Origin of the sequence: Erythrobacter sp. W302b, assembly GCF_046452395.1 — a bacterium.
In the GTDB taxonomy this organism is placed as follows: Bacteria; Pseudomonadota; Alphaproteobacteria; order Sphingomonadales; family Sphingomonadaceae; genus Erythrobacter.
In genome coordinates, this window is record NZ_JBKFDH010000001.1 from 2,707,033 (window position 1) to 2,725,458 (window position 18,426).

Below are 18,426 nucleotides of genomic sequence, written 5' to 3' on the forward strand. Positions count from 1 at the left end.
CCTGTCCCGGCTCAGCCGATGTTGACACCCATCGCGCCTGCCAGACCCGCAAGCCCGCTGCGCCAGCCTTCGCCGATGGCCTTGACCTTGATGTCGCCCGCAGCGCCGCGATAGAGCTCGACGAAGATCATCGCGACGTTCATCGACGCATCCTCGGACAGGTCGTAGCGGGCGAGCTCCTTGCCATCGGCCAGATTGGTCACACGCGCAAAGGCGTTCTGGACCGAACCGAAATTCTGCCCGTTGATCTCGCCATCGTGGATGGTGACGGCGATCACGACCTTCTTGGCATCGGGCGAGAGCTTGCTGAAGTCGACGCGGATCGTCTCGTCATCACCCTCGCCGTCGCCGGTGCGGTTGTCGCCGCTATAGACCACCGCGCCATCGGGCGAGGTCTTGTTGTTGTAGAAGACGAAATGCGCGTCCGACAGCACCTTGTCATTGGCGCCGAGCACAAAGGCCGAGGCATCAAGATCGAACGCTGCGCCATCGGTGCGCCGCACGTCCCAGCCGAGGCCCACCATGACCGCGTTGAGACCCGGGGCTTCCTTCGACAGCGAGACATTGCCGCCCTTGCTGAGCGAAACCGCCATATTCTGTGCTTCCCTGTGTTAACGGGGGCGCGGCCCGGACACCTGCCCCGACCGCGCGCCCAAGCCCTTAGCCGACATTGACGCCGAAATGCCCCGCGAGCGGGCCGAGCCCGCCCTTGAAGCCCTGACCGACCGCGCGGAATTTCCACTCGCCGCCGTGGCGATAGACTTCGCCGAGGATCATCGCGGTTTCGACCGAAGCGTCTTCCGACAGGTCATAGCGCACGACTTCATTGTTGTTGCTGGCATCAACCAGACGGATGAAGGCGTTGGAGACCTGACCGAAGGTCTGGCCGTTCTCGTCGCCATTGTAGATCGTCACCACGACCGCGACCTTGTCGACATCGGCGGGCATCTTCGAGAGGGTGATCTCGATCTGCTCGTCATCGCCGTCCCCTTCGCCGGTGCGGTTGTCGCCCTGATGGATGACTGCGCCGCCGGCGACGTTCTTGTTGTTGTAGAAGCAGAAATCGGTGTCACTGCGCACCTTGCCGCCCGCCGCGCACAGGAACGCCGACGCGTCGAGGTCGAAATCCTTGCCATCGGTCGCGCGCACATCCCAGCCGAGGCCGACGATGATGCGGTCAAGCCCGGGGGCTTCCTTCGACAGGCTGACATTGCCACCCTTTGACAGCGAGATAGCCATAATCCGTCTTCCTTTCCCAAGTCCGGCGGCGGCCGGGACTACCCCGGCCGCGACCCACAATGATTGCTGCGCCGCCGATCAGGCCAGCGCGTCTTCGGGCGCCCCGTCCGGGTTGGCCCGGTTCCACCGCACCGACGACCAGAAGGCGAGCCCGATCAGCACCGCGCCGATCAGCCCGGTGACGACTTCGGGGATGTGCGCAAAGGTGTTGATGAACATGATCACCGCCAGCGCCATGATCGCATAGAAGGCCCCGTGTTCGAGATAGCGATATTCCGACATCGTGCCCTTGCGCACGAGGAAGATCGTCATCGAGCGCACGAACATCGCGCCGATCCCCAGACCGATGGCGATGATGATGAGGTTGTTGGTGAGCGCGAAGGCCCCGATCACCCCGTCGAACGAGAAGCTGGCATCCAGCACTTCGAGATAGAGGAACGCCCCGAAGCCCGCCTTGGCGACATCGCCGGTGGTCGGCGTGGGCGGTTCGAGCAGGTGGTTGATGATCTCCACGCCGAGATAGGTCAGCAGACCGGCAATCGCAGCGATGATGAAGGTCAGCGCGTCAGCATCGGCCAGCATGGTCGACGTTGCCCAGGTGCCGGCCAGCACCAGGCCGATGGCAATCGCCTCGATATCGGCGACCTTCGCCAGCGGGCGCTCGATCGCGTCGATCCAGTTCACTTCCTTGTCGGAATCGAAGAAATATTTGAGGCCCACCATCCCGAGGAACGCGCCGCCAAAGCCCATCAACCCGATATGCGCTTCGCTGACGATGCGCTGATATTCGGTCGGCTCATTCAGCGCGAGCTTCATCGCCTCGACCGGGCCGAGCGATGCGGCGACCATCACGATCACCAGCGGGAACACGATCCGCATCCCGAACACCGCAATCGCGATCCCCCAGGTCAGGAAGCGCTGCTGCCAGACCGGGTCCATGTCCTTGAGCACCGACGCGTTGACCGCTGCGTTATCGAAGGACAGCGACACTTCCAGCACCGCCAGCACCGCGCAGATCCACACGATCCCCAGCATGCCGTCGACGGTGCCGGTCAGCTCCCAGCCATACCAGCCGCCCAGGATCAGACCGAACAGAGTAAACAGCAGCGAACCGCCGAAATGTTTGAACATCGAAAAATCTTCCCTCTGGCCGCACGATACGGCAGTCTTGTTGCTCAGTCCTTACTGCCGCGCGTCCACTGAAGATAGACGCCGATATCCTCGGCAAAAGGTTTCTGGCTCTGATAGAAGCGCATCAACCGGCTCATCTTGAGCTCGCCGCCGACATTGTCGATCGTCGCGATCCCGCACAACCGCTCGCGGCTGCCGGTTTCGTCCATCCGCACCTCGATTTCCGGCTGGCCCGGAATGTTGAGCCGTACGACCCCATCGGTCTCGGCCCAGTTGGGCGCACCCTCATAGATCAGCGCGAACACGCCAATGCGGCGGATATAGTCGAAATACTGGCCGTTGACGCGGATCGTCTCCCCCGCGGCAACCGCGCCGGTCCGGTCATCGCCTGACAGCTCGATGAAGGGCGGCTGATTGTACGCGCCGAAGCTGCGCCCCAGCGCCTGAATGCAGCCTGCGCCCATGCCATCGGCCAGTTCGAAGATCACGCCGAGATCAAGGTCAAGCTGCTGCGATCCGCCGAAGAAGCCCTTCTTCTGGGTCCGCGCGGTCCAATTGAGGTTGAGCACAATCTCCCCGAAGCTGTTGCCCTGCTTCTTCAGGCTGACCGTGGAATTGCCCTTGTCGAGGCTGATCTTCTTCAGGCTGACCGGCGCTGCGGGCGGAGGCGGAGGCGGCGGCGGAGGCGGAGGAGGCGGGGCTGGTGCCGGTGCAGGCTCGTCCACCTCGCCGCCGAAATGCCCGATCAACGCGGCCAGCCCGCCCGCAAAACCGGCGGCAATGGTGCCGATCTTCCAGCCGGAGGCATGGCGGTAAATCTCTGCCAACATCACCGCCTTTTCGTTGGAGAGTGCGGCGGCCGCATCGAAGGTGGCCTTGCCGCCATCAATGCTCACCGTCAGCGGGCGGGATTCGCCCACCGCGCGGCTATCATGGGTGGCAGTGAACACGATCCGGTCGATGCTCGCGGGCAGCCGGTCGAGATCGAGCGCAAAGCTGGCGGCGTTGCCGCTGCTGGTCATCCGCACCTCGCCGCCGGGGGTGGCGGGGTTGGAGAACAGCACGACATAGCGATCATCGCCGATCTTCTGGCCGGGTTCGAGCCCGAAGGCGGCGATGTCGATCCCGTCCATCCCGAACGCGACCGTGACCTCGCATTGCGCGCCAATTCCGAGATCGGCCAGCGACCGCTTTTCCCCACGTTGCAGCTGCATGTGACTGGCTCCGGCTAAAGATGAAAGGAAGGGTGCGGCGCCGCCGGGCGCTGCGGCCCATCAGAGGATCGCGCGGGCCGGTGCCGTCAGGTCATGGACCGTGCGCCCGCCGGTGCGTTCGCCAATCGCCTTGAAATCCCACTGTCCGCCATTGCGCGACAGGCTCGCGAGGATCAGCCCGGTGTGCGAGCCCGAGTCCGAAATGTCGAACCGCGCCAGTTCCTTGCCGCTGCGCTTGTCGACCACCCGGCCGAACGCATTGGCAACCTTGTCAAAGGTCTGCCCGCGGAAGCTGTTCACGGTGAGGACAAGATATTCGACCTTGCTGTCGAGCCGGTCGAGCTCGATCGCGATGCTTTCGTCATCCCCGTCGCCCTCACCCGTCAGATTGTCGCCGCTGTGGCGGATCGTGCCCGAGGCATTGGTGAGCTTGCCGAACCAGACGGATTCCAGCACGGTCTTGTCGCCATCGAAGGTGATGCACGAGGCGTCGAGATCAATATCGCCCCCGCCGCCGAGCAGGCCGCCGAAGAAGCCCTTCTTGGCCACATCCCAGCCCACGCCGAGGCTGATCTGCGTCAGCCCGTTGGGGGCCTCTTTCGCGAGGCTGACCGACTGGCTCTTCTGAAGCGAAATTCCCACTGATCCCCCGCGTAACTGCGCTATTTGTCCCAAATCGGGATATCCCCGAAGGCCATAGGGGTGTCAACCCTACGCCCGAGGGGGTTGCAGGGGACTTACGGCTGTTATCATTACGCTTTCATTAAAGGATTGCGCGCGGGTGAAAGGGTCAGCCCATCGCCCTTATCTTGTGTCCTGACTGGCGTTGAGGGAAGGCGTGCTCCGCCCTTTTCGCTTCGTTCTAAAGCCCGAAGCTGCCCTTCAGGCCGTCGATCACATATTGCGCCGCGAGCGCGGCCAGCAGCACGCCGAGCAGGCGGGTGATGACCGCTTCGACCTTGTCGCCCAGCAGCCGGATCAGCGGCCCGGCCGCCACCAGCGCCGCCGCCGTAATCGCCAGAACGGCGGCCAGCGCGGCGAGCACTTCAAACATCTCGGGCCAGCCTTCGGCCTCGTTCATCAGCAGCATGATCGCCGCAATCGCGCCCGGCCCGGCCAGCATCGGCATCGCCATCGGAAAGACCGACACGTCCTCGATCTCCGGCGTGGCGGCGATCTTCTCGGCGCGTTCCTCGCGGCGCTGGGTGCGCTTTTCGAACACCATGTCGAAAGCGATGAAGAACAGCATCAGCCCGCCCGCGATGCGGAAGGAGTTCAATTCGATATGCAGCGCGCCCAGCAGTTCCTGCCCGAACAGCGCGAAGATCAACAGGATGATCGAAGCGATCCCCGTCGCCCGCAGCGCCATGCTGCGCGCCTGTTGCGGCGTCGCGCCCTTGGTCAGCCCGGCATAGATCGGCGCACACCCCGGCGGGTCGATCACCACGAACAGGGTGACAAAGGCGGAAAGGAAGAGTTCGGTCAGCACCATGGCAGGGGTTTCGCAGGTCGATAGGGGGAGCGTTCCGCGCCCCTCACATCAATCGCCGGTCGGCACAAGGCTTTGTTCGATCGCGGTGACCCAACGGCCTTGGTAGAAGTAATCCGCGGCGACATAGCGCGTGCCATCCGCCCGGTGTTCCCAGCGCCAGCGCAGCGTGCCATCGCGCGACAGCCTCGCATCGGCCTTGCCATCGTCACCGATCGGGATCGCGGGCGGCGGGGGCGTGCCATTCGCGCCGCGCGGGCAGGTCGCGACGAGGCCGGTCACGGCGTCGATCTCGGTCACGACGATATCGCCCTCCGGCACCGCCTTGCGCGGCGGGGGCTGCGGCACATCATCGCCGCCGGCATCGTAGGTGTAGCGATAGGAATTGTCCGCTTGCCGTTCCCACACGGTGACGAAACTGCCGACCTTGCCTTCGGGATCGCGGTAGCGGCCCTTGCTCACCGCCAGCGCCCCGTCGCAGCTCATCACGACAACGCGCGCGTCCCACTGAACGGCGGCGGGCGGATCAGTCTGCGTGGCGAGCCAGGGCTCGATCAGGAAGGGACCATTGGCCCCGTGGAGCAAGGCACCGGGGGCGGCGAACATTCTGAACGCGGTCCACTGCCCCCGCTCGCGCGCCGCGCGTGAGAAGGCGGTTTCGGTGGCAACGATGGTGCTTGGCTGCGCGGCCCCCGGTGCGACGGCGAGCGCGCGATCAATCATCGCGACCTGCCGCTTGTTCGGTTTGGGCGGCCCCCCGCCGCCAGCGCAGGCGGTGAGCCCCAGCGCGATGGCGATGGCGACGACGCTGGCTGCGATCCTCATACCTTCCTCCGTTCGGGCTGAGCTTGCCTGCCCCGGCGCAGGCCGGGGTCGAAGCCCTGCCCTTCTGTTCGCCCCAGATTGAAGAAACTCCAGCCGTTCGACAAGCGCAGGGCGAACGGAACGCTATATCCCGACCGGCGGCGCCAGCCCGGCGTGGGCATGCGCGGCGACCAGAGTGTTGCGCAGCAGCACCGCAATCGTCATCGGCCCAACCCCGCCCGGCACCGGCGTAATCGCGCCTGCGACTGCGCTGACCTCGGCAAAGGCGACATCGCCCACCAGCCGGCCCTTCGGCTTCTCGTCAGTGGGCGGCAGGCGGTTGATGCCGACATCGATTACGGTCGCCCCCGGCTTGATCCAGTCGGCCTGCACCATCTCGGGCCGACCCACGGCGGCGACGACGATATCGGCGCGGCGGACCACCTCGGCGAGGTTCTTCGTGCGGCTATGCGCCACGGTGACGGTTGCGTTCGCATCCACCAGCAGCTGCGCCATCGGCTTGCCGACGATGTTCGACCGGCCGATCACCACCGCTTCCAGTCCCGACAGATCGCCCAGCCGGTCCTTGAGCAGCATGATGCAGCCGAGCGGGGTGCAGGGGACGAAGCCCGGCTGGCCGACGCTCAGCCGCCCGGCGTTGATGACATGGAACCCGTCGACATCCTTGTCCGGGCTGATCGCGGCGATCACGGCCTGCTCGTCCAGCCCGTTCGGCAGCGGCATCTGCACCAGAATGCCGTCAACCGTGTCATCGCGGTTCAGCCGCTCGACCAGTGCGAGCAGTTCCGCCTCGCTGGTTTCCGCGGGCAGGCGGTGCTCAAAGCTGGCAATCCCGGCTTCCTCGCAGGCGCGCGCCTTGGCTCCGACATAGACCTGGCTCGCCGGATCGTCACCCACCAGCACCACCGCAAGCCCCGGCCGCCGCCCGGTCACTTGCGCGAAGTCCGCCGCGAGCGCGCCGATCCGGGCGCGCAGATTGGCCGCAAACGCCTTGCCGTCGATCAGTGCCGCGTCCCCCATCAGCGCACGGCACCTTGCAGGATATAGCCGATGGCATTGAGGATCATCAGGAACACCATCGGCGAAAAGTCGATCGCGCCGGTATCGGGCATGACCTTGCGGATCGGGCGCAGAACGGGCTCGAACAGGCGGCTCAGCGCATCATGCACCGCATAGGCGAACTGGTTGCTGGGGCTCACCACGTTGAACGCGAACAGCAGCCCGATGATGAACCAGATGATCAGCAGCATGTTGGCGGTGCTGATGATCATCGCGAGTATCTGGAAAAGTGCGTCAGTCATTGCGATCCATTTCCGTTGCGAAGGCGCGGGCCGGTGTGGTCCTCGCCCCGGTGATGTCCCTTGGCAGGCGTATTAGCTTGTTAATACGCCTCGCGCTACACCTCAGTTCCTGCTTCAGGCGCGCACCAGCGTCCCGGCCCCGCGGGCGGTGAAGAATTCGAGCAGCATCGCGTGGCCGACCCGCCCATCAAGCACCACCGCCGCCTCGCAGCCCGATTGGACTGCGGCAACACAAGTCTCAAGCTTGGGCACCATGCCGCCGCGGATCACGCCGTCATCACGCAGCTTGGTGATGTCGGCGGGGGTGAGGTCGGTCAGCAGTTCGCCATCCGCGCCGAGCACGCCCGGCACATCGGTGAGCAGGAACAGCCGCGCCGCGCCCAGCGCCGCCGCGATCGCGCCCGCCATGGTGTCGGCGTTGATGTTGTAGGTCGCCCCGTCCGCGCCCGGCGCAATCGGGGCGATCACCGGGATCATCCCGGCCGCCACCATTGTGTCGATCACGCTGGTGTCGACCGCCGCAGGCTCGCCCACGAAGCCGAGGTCGACCACCCGTTCGATATTGCTGTCGGGATCGCGCGTGGTGCGGCTGACCTTGCGCGCGGTCACCATCCCGCCATCCTTGCCCGAGATCCCGATCGCCTTGCCGCCTGCGGCCGCGATCCAGCCGACCAGTTCCTTGTTGATCGCGCCCGAGAGCACCATCTCGGCAACCCTCGCCGTGGCTTCGTCAGTGACCCGCAGCCCGTCAACGAAGGTGCTCTCCACCCCCAGCCGCTTCAGCATCTGCCCGATCTGCGGGCCGCCGCCATGCACCACCACCGGGTTGATGCCGACAGCTTTCAGCAGCACGATATCCTCGGCAAAATCGCGCGCCGCTTCGGGATCGCCCATCGCGTGGCCGCCATACTTCACCACGAAAGTGCGCCCGGCGTAGCGCTGGAAATAGGGCAGCGCCTCAATCAGCACTTCGGCCTTCGAGAGGTCCGGCGTCTCGGCCCCGGAACGAGGCGGCGTATGGTTCAGCTTGTCGGTCACCGGTGTTCAAACCCCTGCGCGCGCTTTGCGATGTCGCGCGGCCCCTAGCCGCTCGCGGCCCCCGGGCCAAGCCGATTGGTGGAACGCGCCCAAAGGATTAGGAAATTCTGGACCATAGTGATAGCTTCCCGCCCGAGAGAGGGAACGATGAGCGAGAGTGACAGCGACAAGTCGGCGGCTGACCCGTCCGGCGGAGGGCGGCGGCAGAGTGATCGGCGCAAGGCGCAGGTGCCGTTTGACGGCCCTGACCGCCGCAAGGGCGATCGCCGCACCGGCACGGACCGGCGCACCACCCCGCGCGCGGAGGGCGAGATCGAGGGGTAGCCTCGACCACTGCAGGGTTGCGGGCGGAGCATCGCCTGTTGCCCCGCCCGCACAAGCCCAGGGATGCTAGGCCGCGTCCGGCGCGGCTTGCAGCATTTCGGCGACGGCGTCCAGCAGATGCAGCCGCTCTTTCTTGAGCGCTTCGAGCCGGTCATCGCTTGCGGCGTCGATCTCGGTTTCGATCCGGTGGATTTCGCGGTTCACCGTGTGATGCTGCTCGGCCAGCCGGGCGAAATGCGCATCGGTCAGCTTGAGCTGGTGGAGCGCTTCGGCCTTGTCGGGAAAGACATCGGCGAGTTCGTTGGGGGTGTGCGCGGACATGGTGTTCTCCTGAGGTGATGTCCCCAGCCTAGGCGCTCGCACCGCGGGCGTACTTGATCGCGGTCAAATTCCGGCGCGCAGGTCGGCGGCGATCACCACAGGAACACCACCAGAAACACCGCGAGGCACAATTGCAGCCCGGCGATGAAATGCAGCCGCCCGCAGAACGGCTGCTTGCGCGTCTTGTGCCGAAACAGCGCGCGCCCGGCATAGGCGCCGAGAGTGCCGCCGAAGAACGCCAGCTGGAGCAGGGTGTCCTCGCTGATCCGCCAGGCCCCCTGCTCGGCCCGCGCCTTGTCGAGCCCGAAAGCGGCAAAGGCGAGGAAATTCATCACGGCGAGCGCGGTGATGATGTTGGCCGGGGAGAGCAGGGTGTGCAGCAAAGCCATGCGCGCGGCGTAGCGCGGGAGGGGTTGCGGAAGGGTTGATGGGGCGCTTCGCCTTCATCCGCCCCGTGGTCGCATGGCGACGCATGACATGCCCGCGTCATCCCGGCGCAGGCCGGGGCCCAGGGCGACAGCGTGCAAGCATCTGCGGAAGCAAGCGGGACCCCGGCCCCAGAAATTTATGGCGCCGGGGTGACGAAGAGGGGGGCGCTCCCATTCTCGTCTCCCCGGACTTGCCTGCCCCGACGCAGGCCGGGGATCCGGGGTCCCGCTGCCTTTAGCTCATAGGGAGGAAAAGCGGGGTCCCGGGTCAAGCCCGGGAAAGCGAAGTTAGTCGCAGCGGGGTGGGCCTGCGTCGCGCCGTCGGGACAAGCCGCCAGCCCCAGTGGCCCCGCGCCCACCCCTAACCTCGATACCCGCCCCGGGCTTGACCCGGCGGCAAGCGCGAGGGGGACGAACGGCGGCAAGCGATCGAGATCGGGTCTCTCCGACAACCCTTCCCGCTTGCGGGAAGGGCGCGAGGAAGCGAAGCTGTCCTAAGGACACCTGGCGGCTCTGCCGCCTTAGTCGCAGCGGGTTGGGCCTGCGCTGAGATACGAACTAGAAAGCAGAGTCCCGGGCGAGCCCGGGACTCTGCAAATCAGTTGAGCAATCTTGAATCTTTGCCGCTCGCATTGATCGGCCCGAAATCCGCACGCGTCTGATTACCAGACGGCTCGGCCAGTGAGCTCATGCGGACAATAAATTTGACCCGCTGGTCTTGGCTTTCCCAATTCACAAGCTCTACGCCTTGGTGCTCAGCCGCACAGAGCGCCGGGGTCAGAGCCACCTCCAATTGCGAACTAGCCGAGTAAACAAGCCGCGCCTGAGTTTGAGCTTCTCCAAAATGCATTTTGGCGTGTTCAAAAACGAGTGACGAGACACCAATCTCCTGAATGGCCTTCCGAATTCTATCTGTGTTTGATGCATCAACCGTTTGCACGATGTGCATAGCACCGTTCTTCAAAAGGAAATCGGCATTCAGGCCATCAGCAAGCGGCTCGTCAGCAACAATCCTTTGGGAATCAATGCCTTCTCCCTTTGCGGCGAGTATTCTCTCCGCCCGGAACGCAGCCTTAAGTGAACTCACAAGGCGGGTTTTTCGCTGCGTCATTATCGGCCGGGGGGCCGGTTCGGGTTCAACCAGTTGGTTGAGTAGCCTTGCTACGTTCTGATCATAGGAGAGCGCATTTTCCGCGATAAACTCGCCGAAAGCGGAGAATCCGATTGGCGACATAGCTTGGAGCACGTCAAGCCGCGCCTCTGGCCCAGTCTCCCGGTCCAGCAAAACACTTTGGTCGATCACTGCGAGGTTAGTGAGTGCTTGGTCGACTACGCTTAAGTCCAGCGCTCCCGAAATCGCGCGAAGCTTGTCTAAGTTTCGCGCACGGTGGATCTGGAGGTTATCACGATCGAACACCACGATTGCAATGTTCAGGCTTTCCCCCCGCACCGGGTTGGCACGGAGTTGAGCGATGGCGTACTTATAGCAGTGAGCCATCTCTCAAGCCACTGATAAGAGCTTTGACTCTTTCGGTGACCACATCGCCTGACCATTGTTCATAAACTTGTCCCCTCTGATCCTCAGTAATCCATTCATCAGGAATCGATGACAGAAACGAAGCGATTTGCGAGATCGGAACCGCCCTGATACGCTCAAGGATCTCTATCGCGCTTTCGATGTCGAATTTGCGTAGCTTCCGAAGCTGTCTCCCTACAAGTTGCGTTCGTGTCTGCGCAATGGGGAAGTGATCTGAAGCCCGGTGGATAAGCTGTGACGAAGCGAAATCGTACGCCAGCAGTCGCCGGGCAGGGGAGCCTGGTATCAACAGGAAGTTTCGGAGATGGCGATCAACGTTGCCAGCGAACACGTCAAAGGCATAAACCTGAGACAGATATGACCCTAGCCATGCGAACGGATCGCCGATTACAGGGTCGGCGTTAGGCGGAGTTGTGAGCAAAGTTTGGACTTCAAACTCGTCAGCTGTACCCCATGTCTCCTTAGACCCGAACAACGTCTCGCCGGTTCGGTAATCAATGATAGGGCAAAAATCCGGCACCGGAATGCCTACGTGGCGAGCTAGGCTCGAGTAAATCCACTCATTGGCACATACGTCTTTGCCGTTCAGGGCGCTCTTACAGTAGTAGACGCTACCGCCAACCTCGCCGACCAACTTGATGTGTTGACCTTGGGGTTGGCTCGGCCGAATCCCAGTCAGGGCAAGCGGCATGAGCTCGCCTTGACCGGTCGCAAGAGATGAAGTGCCGCGGGTGGACTTCATTTCTGCGATCCTCTGATAAGGACTCGTCGGCATCGCCTTCTCTCGTTATTCCGCCGCCTGCACCCCAAACAGCCCAGCCTCAGCCGCGCCCTCGGCGCCCGGCTCGTTCGCCGCCTTCGCCTTCTGCCGCTTGTCGAACGACGACCACACGGTGTTCCAGTCACCGCGCGTTGCGCCCTTCGAATATTCCGTCGCGCGGGTTTCGAAGAAGTTCGCGTGCTCCACCCCGTTCAGCAGCGGCGCAAGCCACGGCAGCGGGTGCTCGTCGATCATGTAGATCTCTTGCAGGCCGAGCTGCTTCAGGCGCCAGTCGGCGATGTAGCGAATGTAGCGCTTGATCTCCTTGGCGCTCATGCCGTTGATCGGGCCCATTTCGAAGGCGAGGTCGATGAAGGCGTCTTCCAGCCGCACGGTCTTCTGGCAGATGTCGATCAGGTCTTCCTTCACCGCCTTGGTGAGGCACTGGCGTTCCTCGCAGAAGGTGTGGAACAGCTTGATGATGCCTTCGCAGTGCAGCGATTCGTCGCGCACCGACCAGCTGACGATCTGGCCCATGCCCTTCATCTTGTTGAAGCGCGGGAAGTTCATCAGCATGGCGAAGGAGGCGAAGAGCTGGAGCCCCTCGGTGAAGCCGCCGAACGCGGCGAGGGTGCGGGCGATGTCCTCATCGCTGTCGACGCCGAACTGGCCGAGGAAATCGTGCTTGTCCTTCATTTCCTCATATTCGAGGAAGGCGCTGTATTCGCTCTCGGGCATCCCGATGGTGTCGAGCAGGTGCGAGTAGGCCGCGATGTGCACCGTCTCCATGTTGGAAAAGGCGGCGAGCATCATCTTCACCTCGGTCGGCTTGAACACCCGGCCGTAGTTCTCGTGATAGCAGTTCTGCACTTCGACGTCGGCCTGAGTGAAAAAGCGGAAGATCTGGGTGAGCAGGTTGCGCTCGTTCTCGGTGATCTTCTGCGCCCAGTCGCGGCAATCCTCGCCCAGCGGCACCTCTTCGGGCATCCAGTGGATCTGCTGCTGGCGCTTCCAGAAGTCATAGGCCCAGGGATACTGGAAGGGCTTGTAGGTCGAGCGGGCTTCGAGAAGCGACATGGGCGGTCTCCTGGAACGAATGAGAATAGCAGATACGAAGCGCGCGCGCTTCCGGATTCACGGCGGCGTCAGGGCGCGTAGGCGATGACGACGTAGATGCAGAAGGGCACGAACATCGACACCATCGCCACGTGGATCATGGCGGCGTTGCGCGAATGGCCCTCGACGTTGCGCTTCAATTCGCGCCACGCGTTGAAGGCGAAGACGGCGCTGACGATCAGCCCGATAACCCCCATGACAAACGGCAGATTCATGTATGTGGTCCCCCTGTGAACGATGATGCCGCGGCCGCAGGCGCGGGGCGGGCGCGATGCCCACCCGCGTCCCGGCCGTGAGCGCCTACTGGCAGCTCAGGCATTCCTCGTAATCGGTCTCGGCGCTGAGCTCGATCTTGGGCGCTTCCGAGGTGTTGTCCGCCTCGACGCCGCCAACGAAGCCGGCGCGCTGCACGGACTTGGAGCGCAGGTAATAGAGCGACTTGATGCCGCGCTCCCACGCCTGATAGTGCAGCATCATCAGATCCCACTTGTCGACATCGGCCGGGATGAACAGGTTCAGCGACTGGGCCTGATCGATATAGGGCGTGCGGTCGGCCGCGAATTCGAGCAGCCAGCGTTGGTCGATCTCGAAGCTGGTCTTGAAGGTCGCCTTTTCCTCAGCCGTGAGGAAATCGAGGTGCTGGACCGAGCCGCCGCGTTCGAGGATCGAGTTCCAGACATTGGTCGAGTTCTTCGACTTCTTGTCGAGCACCTTTTCCAGGTACGGGTTCTTGACGATGAAGCTGCCCGACAGGGTCTTGTGGGTGTAGATATTGGCCGGGATCGGCTCGATGCACGCCGAGGTGCCACCGCAGATGATGCTGATCGACGCGGTCGGCGCGATTGCCATCTTGCAGCTGAAGCGCTCCATCGCGCCCATGTCGGCCGCGTCGGGGCAGGGCCCGCGCTCCTGCGCCAGCAGCATCGAGGCTTCCGAGGCCTTGGCGTGGATGTGCTTGAACATCTGGAGGTTCAGCGCCTTGGCCATCGCGCTTTCGAAGGCGACGCCCTTCTGCTGGAGATAGGAGTGGAAGCCCATCACCCCGAGGCCCACGCTGCGCTCGCGCGCGGCGGAGTACTTGGCGCGGGCCATCTCGTCCGGCGCGCGGTCGATATAGTCCTGCAGGACGTTGTCGAGGAAGCGCATCACGTCCTCGATGAACTGCTTGTCGCCCTTCCACTCTTCCCAGGTTTCGAGGTTCAGTGACGACAGGCAGCACACCGCCGTGCGATCATTGCCGAGGTGGTCGATACCGGTCGGCAGGGTGATTTCCGAGCACAGGTTCGAGGTCGAGACCTTGAGGCCGAGATCGCGGTGATGCTTGGGCATCATGCGGTTCACGGTGTCGGAGAAGACGATATAGGGCTCACCGGTGGCAAGGCGGGTTTCGACCAGCTTCTGGAACAGCGAACGCGCATCGACCTTGCCGCGCACGGAGCCGTCGCGGGGCGACTTGAGCTCGAACTCGGCACCTTCGCGGACCGCATTCATGAAATCGTCGGTGACCAGCACGCCGTGATGCAGGTTCAGCGCCTTGCGGTTGAAATCGCCCGAAGGCTTGCGGATTTCGAGGAACTCCTCGATCTCGGGGTGCGAGATGTCGAGATAGCAGGCGGCCGAGCCCCGCCGCAACGAGCCCTGCGAGATCGCGAGCGTCAGGCTGTCCATCACGCGCACGAAGGGAATGATGCCCGAGGTCTTGCCGTTGAGCCCCACCGGCTCGCCAATGCCGCGGACATTGCCCCAATAGGTGCCAATCCCGCCACCCTTGGACGCCAGCCACACGTTTTCATTCCACGTGCCGACGATCCCTTCGAGGCTGTCCTCAACCGAGTTGAGATAGCACGAAATCGGCAGGCCGCGGTTGGTACCGCCGTTCGAGAGAACGGGGGTCGCGGGCATGAACCACAGGTTCGAGATGTAGTCATAAAGCCGCTGGGCATGCGCCTCATCATCGGCATAGGCATCAGCCACGCGGGCAAACAGGTCCTGATAAGTCTCGCCGGGGAGCAGATAGCGATCGGTCAGCGTTTCCTTGCCGAAATCCGTGAGGCGCGCGTCGCGGCTGGCGTCGGTCACGATCGTGAAGCGGCGGTCGTTGACCTTCTTGCTGTCGGTCTTGGCGGCATCCTTGGCCGCTTCGACCATGGCACCGGCCAGCGCCTCACCGGCTTTGGCCGCGATCAGGGCATCTGTGCCCATATCGATCTTGTTCATGCTTACCGCCTTTTCATCCTTCACGGACGTCTCGGCCATCACGCCCGCATCCAGTTCATTCGTCACATCGCTAGTCACCGCATCACTGGGCACGTTTTCGCTCGCCTTGAAATCCATCTGAAGCCCCTGTTGTCCCCCGAATCAGACCATGGACGCAAGGGGCCATGTTCCGATTCTGTTCTATACCGCTTGGTCCACAGACTTGCCAACAGGCTGCCCGGTTGTCGGGCCTGTTGGCGCATCGGTTGGTCCCATTTGCGGCGTGATGCGAACCTGTGGGCCGGGGCGAATCGATCCCCGTCTGCCCTCTCACGGGGCGGGGACGTTTCACCAAGGCTTGGGGGTCCGATCAGCGCCGAACCACTAGATGATGAATCACTGCAGGACTCCCGTCAACGGGCGTTTAATCACCTGGTTACCATGCCGGGTCGGTTTCCAGCCCATGTCAGACCCGCGTCACACCCGCGACGCGTGGACCAAGCTTGAGTCGCGCGGGCCGCAAGCCCCAAATTGAATCTGTGAAGAAAAATATGGTGATTGAATCATTCGAATCCACCCGTGAATCTTTTGCATGGCTCACGGTAGGATTGTTGCGCGGCGGGCGGGTGCGGCGACCCCCGGGCGGGAGAATCAGGCTTGCCCGATCGCCTCGAGCACGGTTCCGGCGGCCAGCCACCTGCGTTCCGCTTCATCCAGAGAACCGGCCGCCCGCGCCCGCTTGGTCAGCAGGGTCTGCATTGCATTGCCGGATTGCCCGCCCGGTTTGGCGCTGAGGGCGAGGATCTCGCTATCGAGCTGCTCCACCTCGGCGGACAGGCGGGCGATGGCGGCTTCGGCTTTGCTGAGGTCGCTCTGAGCCGCGCGCAAATCCGTGCTGGCCAATGCCCCGCCCTTCGCGCCTTTGACCTTGCCGTCGCGCGCGCCCTTGGGCTGGTTCCGGCCGAGGATGAAGTCGATGTAATCCTCCATGCTGCCGGCATATTCGCGCGCCGTTCCGCTATCGACGAGGATCAGGCGGTCCGCCGTCAATTCGACCATATGGCGATCGTGGCTGATGAGGATCACCGCGCCCGAATAGGTGTTGAGCGCCTGAATCAGCGCCTCGCGCGCATCGACGTCGAGGTGGTTGGTCGGCTCGTCGAGGATCAGCAGGTGCGGCGCATCGCGGGTGATCAGCGCCAGCGCCAGCCGCGCGCGCTCGCCGCCGGACAGCTTGTCGACCCGCTGGTTCGCGCGCGGGCCGGAAAAGCCGAAGCGCCCCAGCTGCGCCCGCACTGCGCTTTGCGACTGTCCTTCCATCGCGCGGTTCATCAGATCGAGCGGGGTATCCTCGCCCGCCAGTTCCTCGACCTGATACTGGGTGAAGTATCCGACCTTGAGCTTGCCGGGCGCGTTCACCTCACCCTCAACGGGCGTCAATTGCGAAGCGAGCAGCCGCGCGAGCGTGGTCTTGCCATTGCCATTGCGGCCCAGCAGCGCGATGCGATCATCGGCCTCGATGCGGAAATTGAGCCGCTTGAGGATCGGCGGCGCTGCGCCATAGCCGACCGCGGCCTGTTCCAGCGTGATCATCGGCGACTTCATCTCGGCCGGATCGGGGAAATCGAAGCTCAGCGTCGGGTCTTCCATGAGCGCGGCGATGGGCTGCATCTTGGCAAGCATCTTGGCGCGCGATTGCGCCTGCTTGGCGGTCGAGGCGCGGGCGGAATTGCGGGCGACGTAATCCCGCAGCCGCGCGGCCTGCGCCTCCTGCGAGGCCTTGGCGGCGGCGAGCTGCGCCGCGCGCTCGGCCCGCTGCTTCTCGAAGGCGTCATAGCCGCCCGGATAGAGCGTCAGCTGCCCGCCTTGCAGGTGGAGGATGTGATCGACCACCTTGTTGAGGAGGTCGCGCTCGTGGCTGATCACCACCAGCGTCGCGGGATAGGACTTGAGGAAGTTCTCCAGCCACAGCGTCGCTTCGAGATCGAGGTGGTTGCTGGGCTCGTCGAGCAGCAGGATGTCGGGCTCGGAAAACAGCAACGCACCGAGCGCGATGCGCATCTTCCAGCCGCCCGAAAAGCTGTCGACCGGGCGTTGCTGCATCTCCTCGTCAAAGCCCAACCCGTTGAGGATCTTGGCCGCGCGCGCCGGGGCGGAATAGGCGTCGATGGCCAGCAGGCGTTCGTGAACGTCGCCCATGCGGTCCATGTCGGTGCAGGTTTCGAGCTCCGCCAGCAATTCCGCGCGTTCGGTGGCGGAGGCGAGCACGACCTCTTCGGGGGTCATGGAGCCGCTGGGGGCTTCCTGCGCAATATAGCCGATCCTGGCGCGGGCAGGCTTGGAGATTTCGCCGTCATCCGGCTCGATCTCGCCGATCAGCGCCTTCATCAGCGTGGACTTGCCCGCGCCATTGCGGCCGATCAGGCCGACGCGCGCGCCCACCGGCACGGTTGCGCTGGCGCGTTCCAAAATGGCCCGGCCACCAAGCCGCACTGTGACACCGTCGATTGTAAGCATGGGCGCGCCCTTAACAGCCTATCGGGCGCGTCCCAAAGAAAATCCCTTCGCAGGTGCGAAAGCGGCTCTATTGTCCGCGCGCGTGACCGGCGATTTCGCTGGCGATGCGCGGGATCAGGGCGAGAGGCAGGTCGTGGCCCCAGCCCGGGATCGTCACCAGCCGCGCGCCGGAAATGTGCTTCGCGGTATCCTCGCCTGCCGCCAGCTTGACCAGCGGATCGGCCTCGCCATGCATCACCAGCGTCGGCACGGTGACCTTGGCGAGGCGCGAACGGCGGCAGCCGTCGTCGATGATCGCGGCGAGCTGGCGCGGCAGGCCCGCGGGGTAAACGGAGCGGCGCATGTTGAGCAGCACGCGCTCACGCTGCTGGTCGGGGTCGAAGGGATAGCCGGGGCTGCCGATATTCTTGGCGATGTTGAGCCCGTGGGCGACCAGCGACTCCTCTTCCATGCTCTGGATCGGCGCCACCAGCGCATCGATCGCATGTTTTTCCGCCTGGGGCAGCTTGCCATTGCCGGTGGTCGACATGATCGAGGTGAGGCTTGCCAGCCGCGCGCCATGATGCACCGCCATCAGCTGCGCGATCATCCCGCCCATCGACGCTCCGACGACATGGGCGCGCTCGACCCCGAGCGCATCGAGCAGCCCAATCCCGTCATCGGCCATGTCCTTGAGCGTATAGGGTACCTTGGCCGGGAAGCCGATCTTCTTGCGCAACACCTGAATCGGCAGGCTGGGCGCGCGGGCGCCTTCGAACTTCTGGCTGAGCCCGATATCGCGGTTGTCATAGCGGATCACCCGGAACCCATCGCCGACCAGCGCGGCGACCAGCTCGTCCGGCCACAGCGTCATCTGCGCGCCGAGGCCCATCACCAGCAGGATCACCTCGGCGGACGGATCACCCCGGTCTTCGTAGAAGATTTCGATGCCGGTGTTGGGCGTGGTGACGGTGGGCATGGTGCGGGCTCATCCTCTCAGGTGGCCCAAAT

The 18,426-nt window shown here is 63.9% G+C and carries 20 protein-coding genes; 1 reads left to right on the forward strand and 19 read right to left on the reverse strand.

The genetic code is table 11. The features are described from left to right. Window positions 1-11 precede the first annotated feature (11 nt). The 10 genes from ACLBKT_RS12810 to argB form a co-directional block, all read right to left on the reverse strand. A complete protein-coding gene (locus tag ACLBKT_RS12810; RefSeq protein WP_410183297.1) occupies window positions 12-593 on the reverse strand; it encodes a TerD family protein in 582 nt (193 codons plus the stop codon). 67 nt (window positions 594-660) lie between these two features. Continuing rightward, window positions 661-1,239: a TerD family protein gene (locus ACLBKT_RS12815; protein ID WP_410183298.1), complete on the reverse strand. Its 579-nt coding sequence runs from the start codon at window positions 1,237-1,239 to the stop codon at window positions 661-663. Window positions 1,240-1,317: 78 nt separating this feature from the next. Next, a complete protein-coding gene (locus tag ACLBKT_RS12820) occupies window positions 1,318-2,370 on the reverse strand; it encodes a DUF475 domain-containing protein (RefSeq protein ID WP_410183299.1) in 1,053 nt (350 codons plus the stop codon). 44 nt (window positions 2,371-2,414) lie between these two features. Then, complete coding sequence (locus ACLBKT_RS12825; RefSeq protein WP_410183300.1) at window positions 2,415-3,584, reverse strand: TerD family protein; 1,170 nt, start codon at window positions 3,582-3,584, stop codon at window positions 2,415-2,417. A 60-nt stretch (window positions 3,585-3,644) separates the two neighbouring features. Continuing rightward, the gene (locus ACLBKT_RS12830; RefSeq protein WP_410183301.1) at window positions 3,645-4,226 is read right to left on the reverse strand and encodes a TerD family protein; all 582 of its coding nucleotides are present in this window, start codon (window positions 4,224-4,226) and stop codon (window positions 3,645-3,647) included. 220 nt (window positions 4,227-4,446) lie between these two features. Beyond that, on the reverse strand, window positions 4,447-5,070 hold the full coding sequence (locus ACLBKT_RS12835) for a MarC family protein (RefSeq protein WP_410183691.1): 624 nt from the start codon (window positions 5,068-5,070) through the stop codon (window positions 4,447-4,449). 54 nt (window positions 5,071-5,124) lie between these two features. Next, the gene (locus ACLBKT_RS12840) at window positions 5,125-5,898 is read right to left on the reverse strand and encodes a hypothetical protein (protein WP_410183302.1); all 774 of its coding nucleotides are present in this window, start codon (window positions 5,896-5,898) and stop codon (window positions 5,125-5,127) included. Between the two features lie 123 nt (window positions 5,899-6,021). After that, window positions 6,022-6,918: a bifunctional methylenetetrahydrofolate dehydrogenase/methenyltetrahydrofolate cyclohydrolase FolD gene (gene folD / locus ACLBKT_RS12845; RefSeq protein ID WP_410183303.1), complete on the reverse strand. Its 897-nt coding sequence runs from the start codon at window positions 6,916-6,918 to the stop codon at window positions 6,022-6,024. Next, the gene (locus ACLBKT_RS12850) at window positions 6,918-7,199 is read right to left on the reverse strand and encodes a YggT family protein (RefSeq protein WP_410183304.1); all 282 of its coding nucleotides are present in this window, start codon (window positions 7,197-7,199) and stop codon (window positions 6,918-6,920) included. Before ACLBKT_RS12850 ends, folD begins: the two co-directional genes overlap by 1 nt. A gap of 114 nt (window positions 7,200-7,313) precedes the next feature. Then, window positions 7,314-8,237: an acetylglutamate kinase gene (gene argB, locus ACLBKT_RS12855; RefSeq protein WP_410183305.1), complete on the reverse strand. Its 924-nt coding sequence runs from the start codon at window positions 8,235-8,237 to the stop codon at window positions 7,314-7,316. Window positions 8,238-8,384: 147 nt separating this feature from the next. On the opposite strand from argB, the gene ACLBKT_RS12860 reads away from it, so the two are divergent. Further along, complete coding sequence (locus tag ACLBKT_RS12860; RefSeq protein WP_410183306.1) at window positions 8,385-8,561, forward strand: hypothetical protein; 177 nt, start codon at window positions 8,385-8,387, stop codon at window positions 8,559-8,561. A gap of 66 nt (window positions 8,562-8,627) precedes the next feature. Here ACLBKT_RS12860 and ACLBKT_RS12865 read toward each other — a convergent pair whose 3' ends face one another. From ACLBKT_RS12865 to ACLBKT_RS12905, 9 genes are all read right to left on the reverse strand, one after another. Next, a complete protein-coding gene (locus ACLBKT_RS12865; protein WP_410183307.1) occupies window positions 8,628-8,882 on the reverse strand; it encodes a YdcH family protein in 255 nt (84 codons plus the stop codon). Between the two features lie 92 nt (window positions 8,883-8,974). Further along, window positions 8,975-9,271: a DUF1294 domain-containing protein gene (locus ACLBKT_RS12870; RefSeq protein ID WP_410183308.1), complete on the reverse strand. Its 297-nt coding sequence runs from the start codon at window positions 9,269-9,271 to the stop codon at window positions 8,975-8,977. Between the two features lie 637 nt (window positions 9,272-9,908). After that, window positions 9,909-10,808, reverse strand: coding sequence for a hypothetical protein (locus ACLBKT_RS12875; protein ID WP_410183309.1), 900 nt, complete (start codon window positions 10,806-10,808; stop codon window positions 9,909-9,911). Then, complete coding sequence (locus tag ACLBKT_RS12880) at window positions 10,792-11,589, reverse strand: HipA family kinase (protein ID WP_410183310.1); 798 nt, start codon at window positions 11,587-11,589, stop codon at window positions 10,792-10,794. The genes ACLBKT_RS12875 and ACLBKT_RS12880 overlap by 17 nt, the downstream gene beginning before the upstream one ends. A gap of 45 nt (window positions 11,590-11,634) precedes the next feature. Continuing rightward, the gene (locus ACLBKT_RS12885) at window positions 11,635-12,684 is read right to left on the reverse strand and encodes a ribonucleotide-diphosphate reductase subunit beta (RefSeq protein ID WP_410183311.1); all 1,050 of its coding nucleotides are present in this window, start codon (window positions 12,682-12,684) and stop codon (window positions 11,635-11,637) included. A gap of 68 nt (window positions 12,685-12,752) precedes the next feature. Beyond that, window positions 12,753-12,938: a hypothetical protein gene (locus ACLBKT_RS12890; protein WP_160760003.1), complete on the reverse strand. Its 186-nt coding sequence runs from the start codon at window positions 12,936-12,938 to the stop codon at window positions 12,753-12,755. A gap of 85 nt (window positions 12,939-13,023) precedes the next feature. Next, a complete protein-coding gene (locus ACLBKT_RS12895) occupies window positions 13,024-15,057 on the reverse strand; it encodes a ribonucleoside-diphosphate reductase subunit alpha (RefSeq protein WP_410183312.1) in 2,034 nt (677 codons plus the stop codon). Window positions 15,058-15,570: 513 nt separating this feature from the next. After that, window positions 15,571-17,436 (reverse strand): ATP-binding cassette domain-containing protein, encoded by a 1,866-nt coding sequence (locus ACLBKT_RS12900; RefSeq protein WP_410183313.1) that lies wholly within the window; start codon window positions 17,434-17,436, stop codon window positions 15,571-15,573. A gap of 67 nt (window positions 17,437-17,503) precedes the next feature. Continuing rightward, entirely contained in the window at window positions 17,504-18,394 is an 891-nt protein-coding gene (locus ACLBKT_RS12905; protein ID WP_410183314.1) for an alpha/beta fold hydrolase, read from the reverse strand. Window positions 18,395-18,426: the final 32 nt, after the last annotated feature.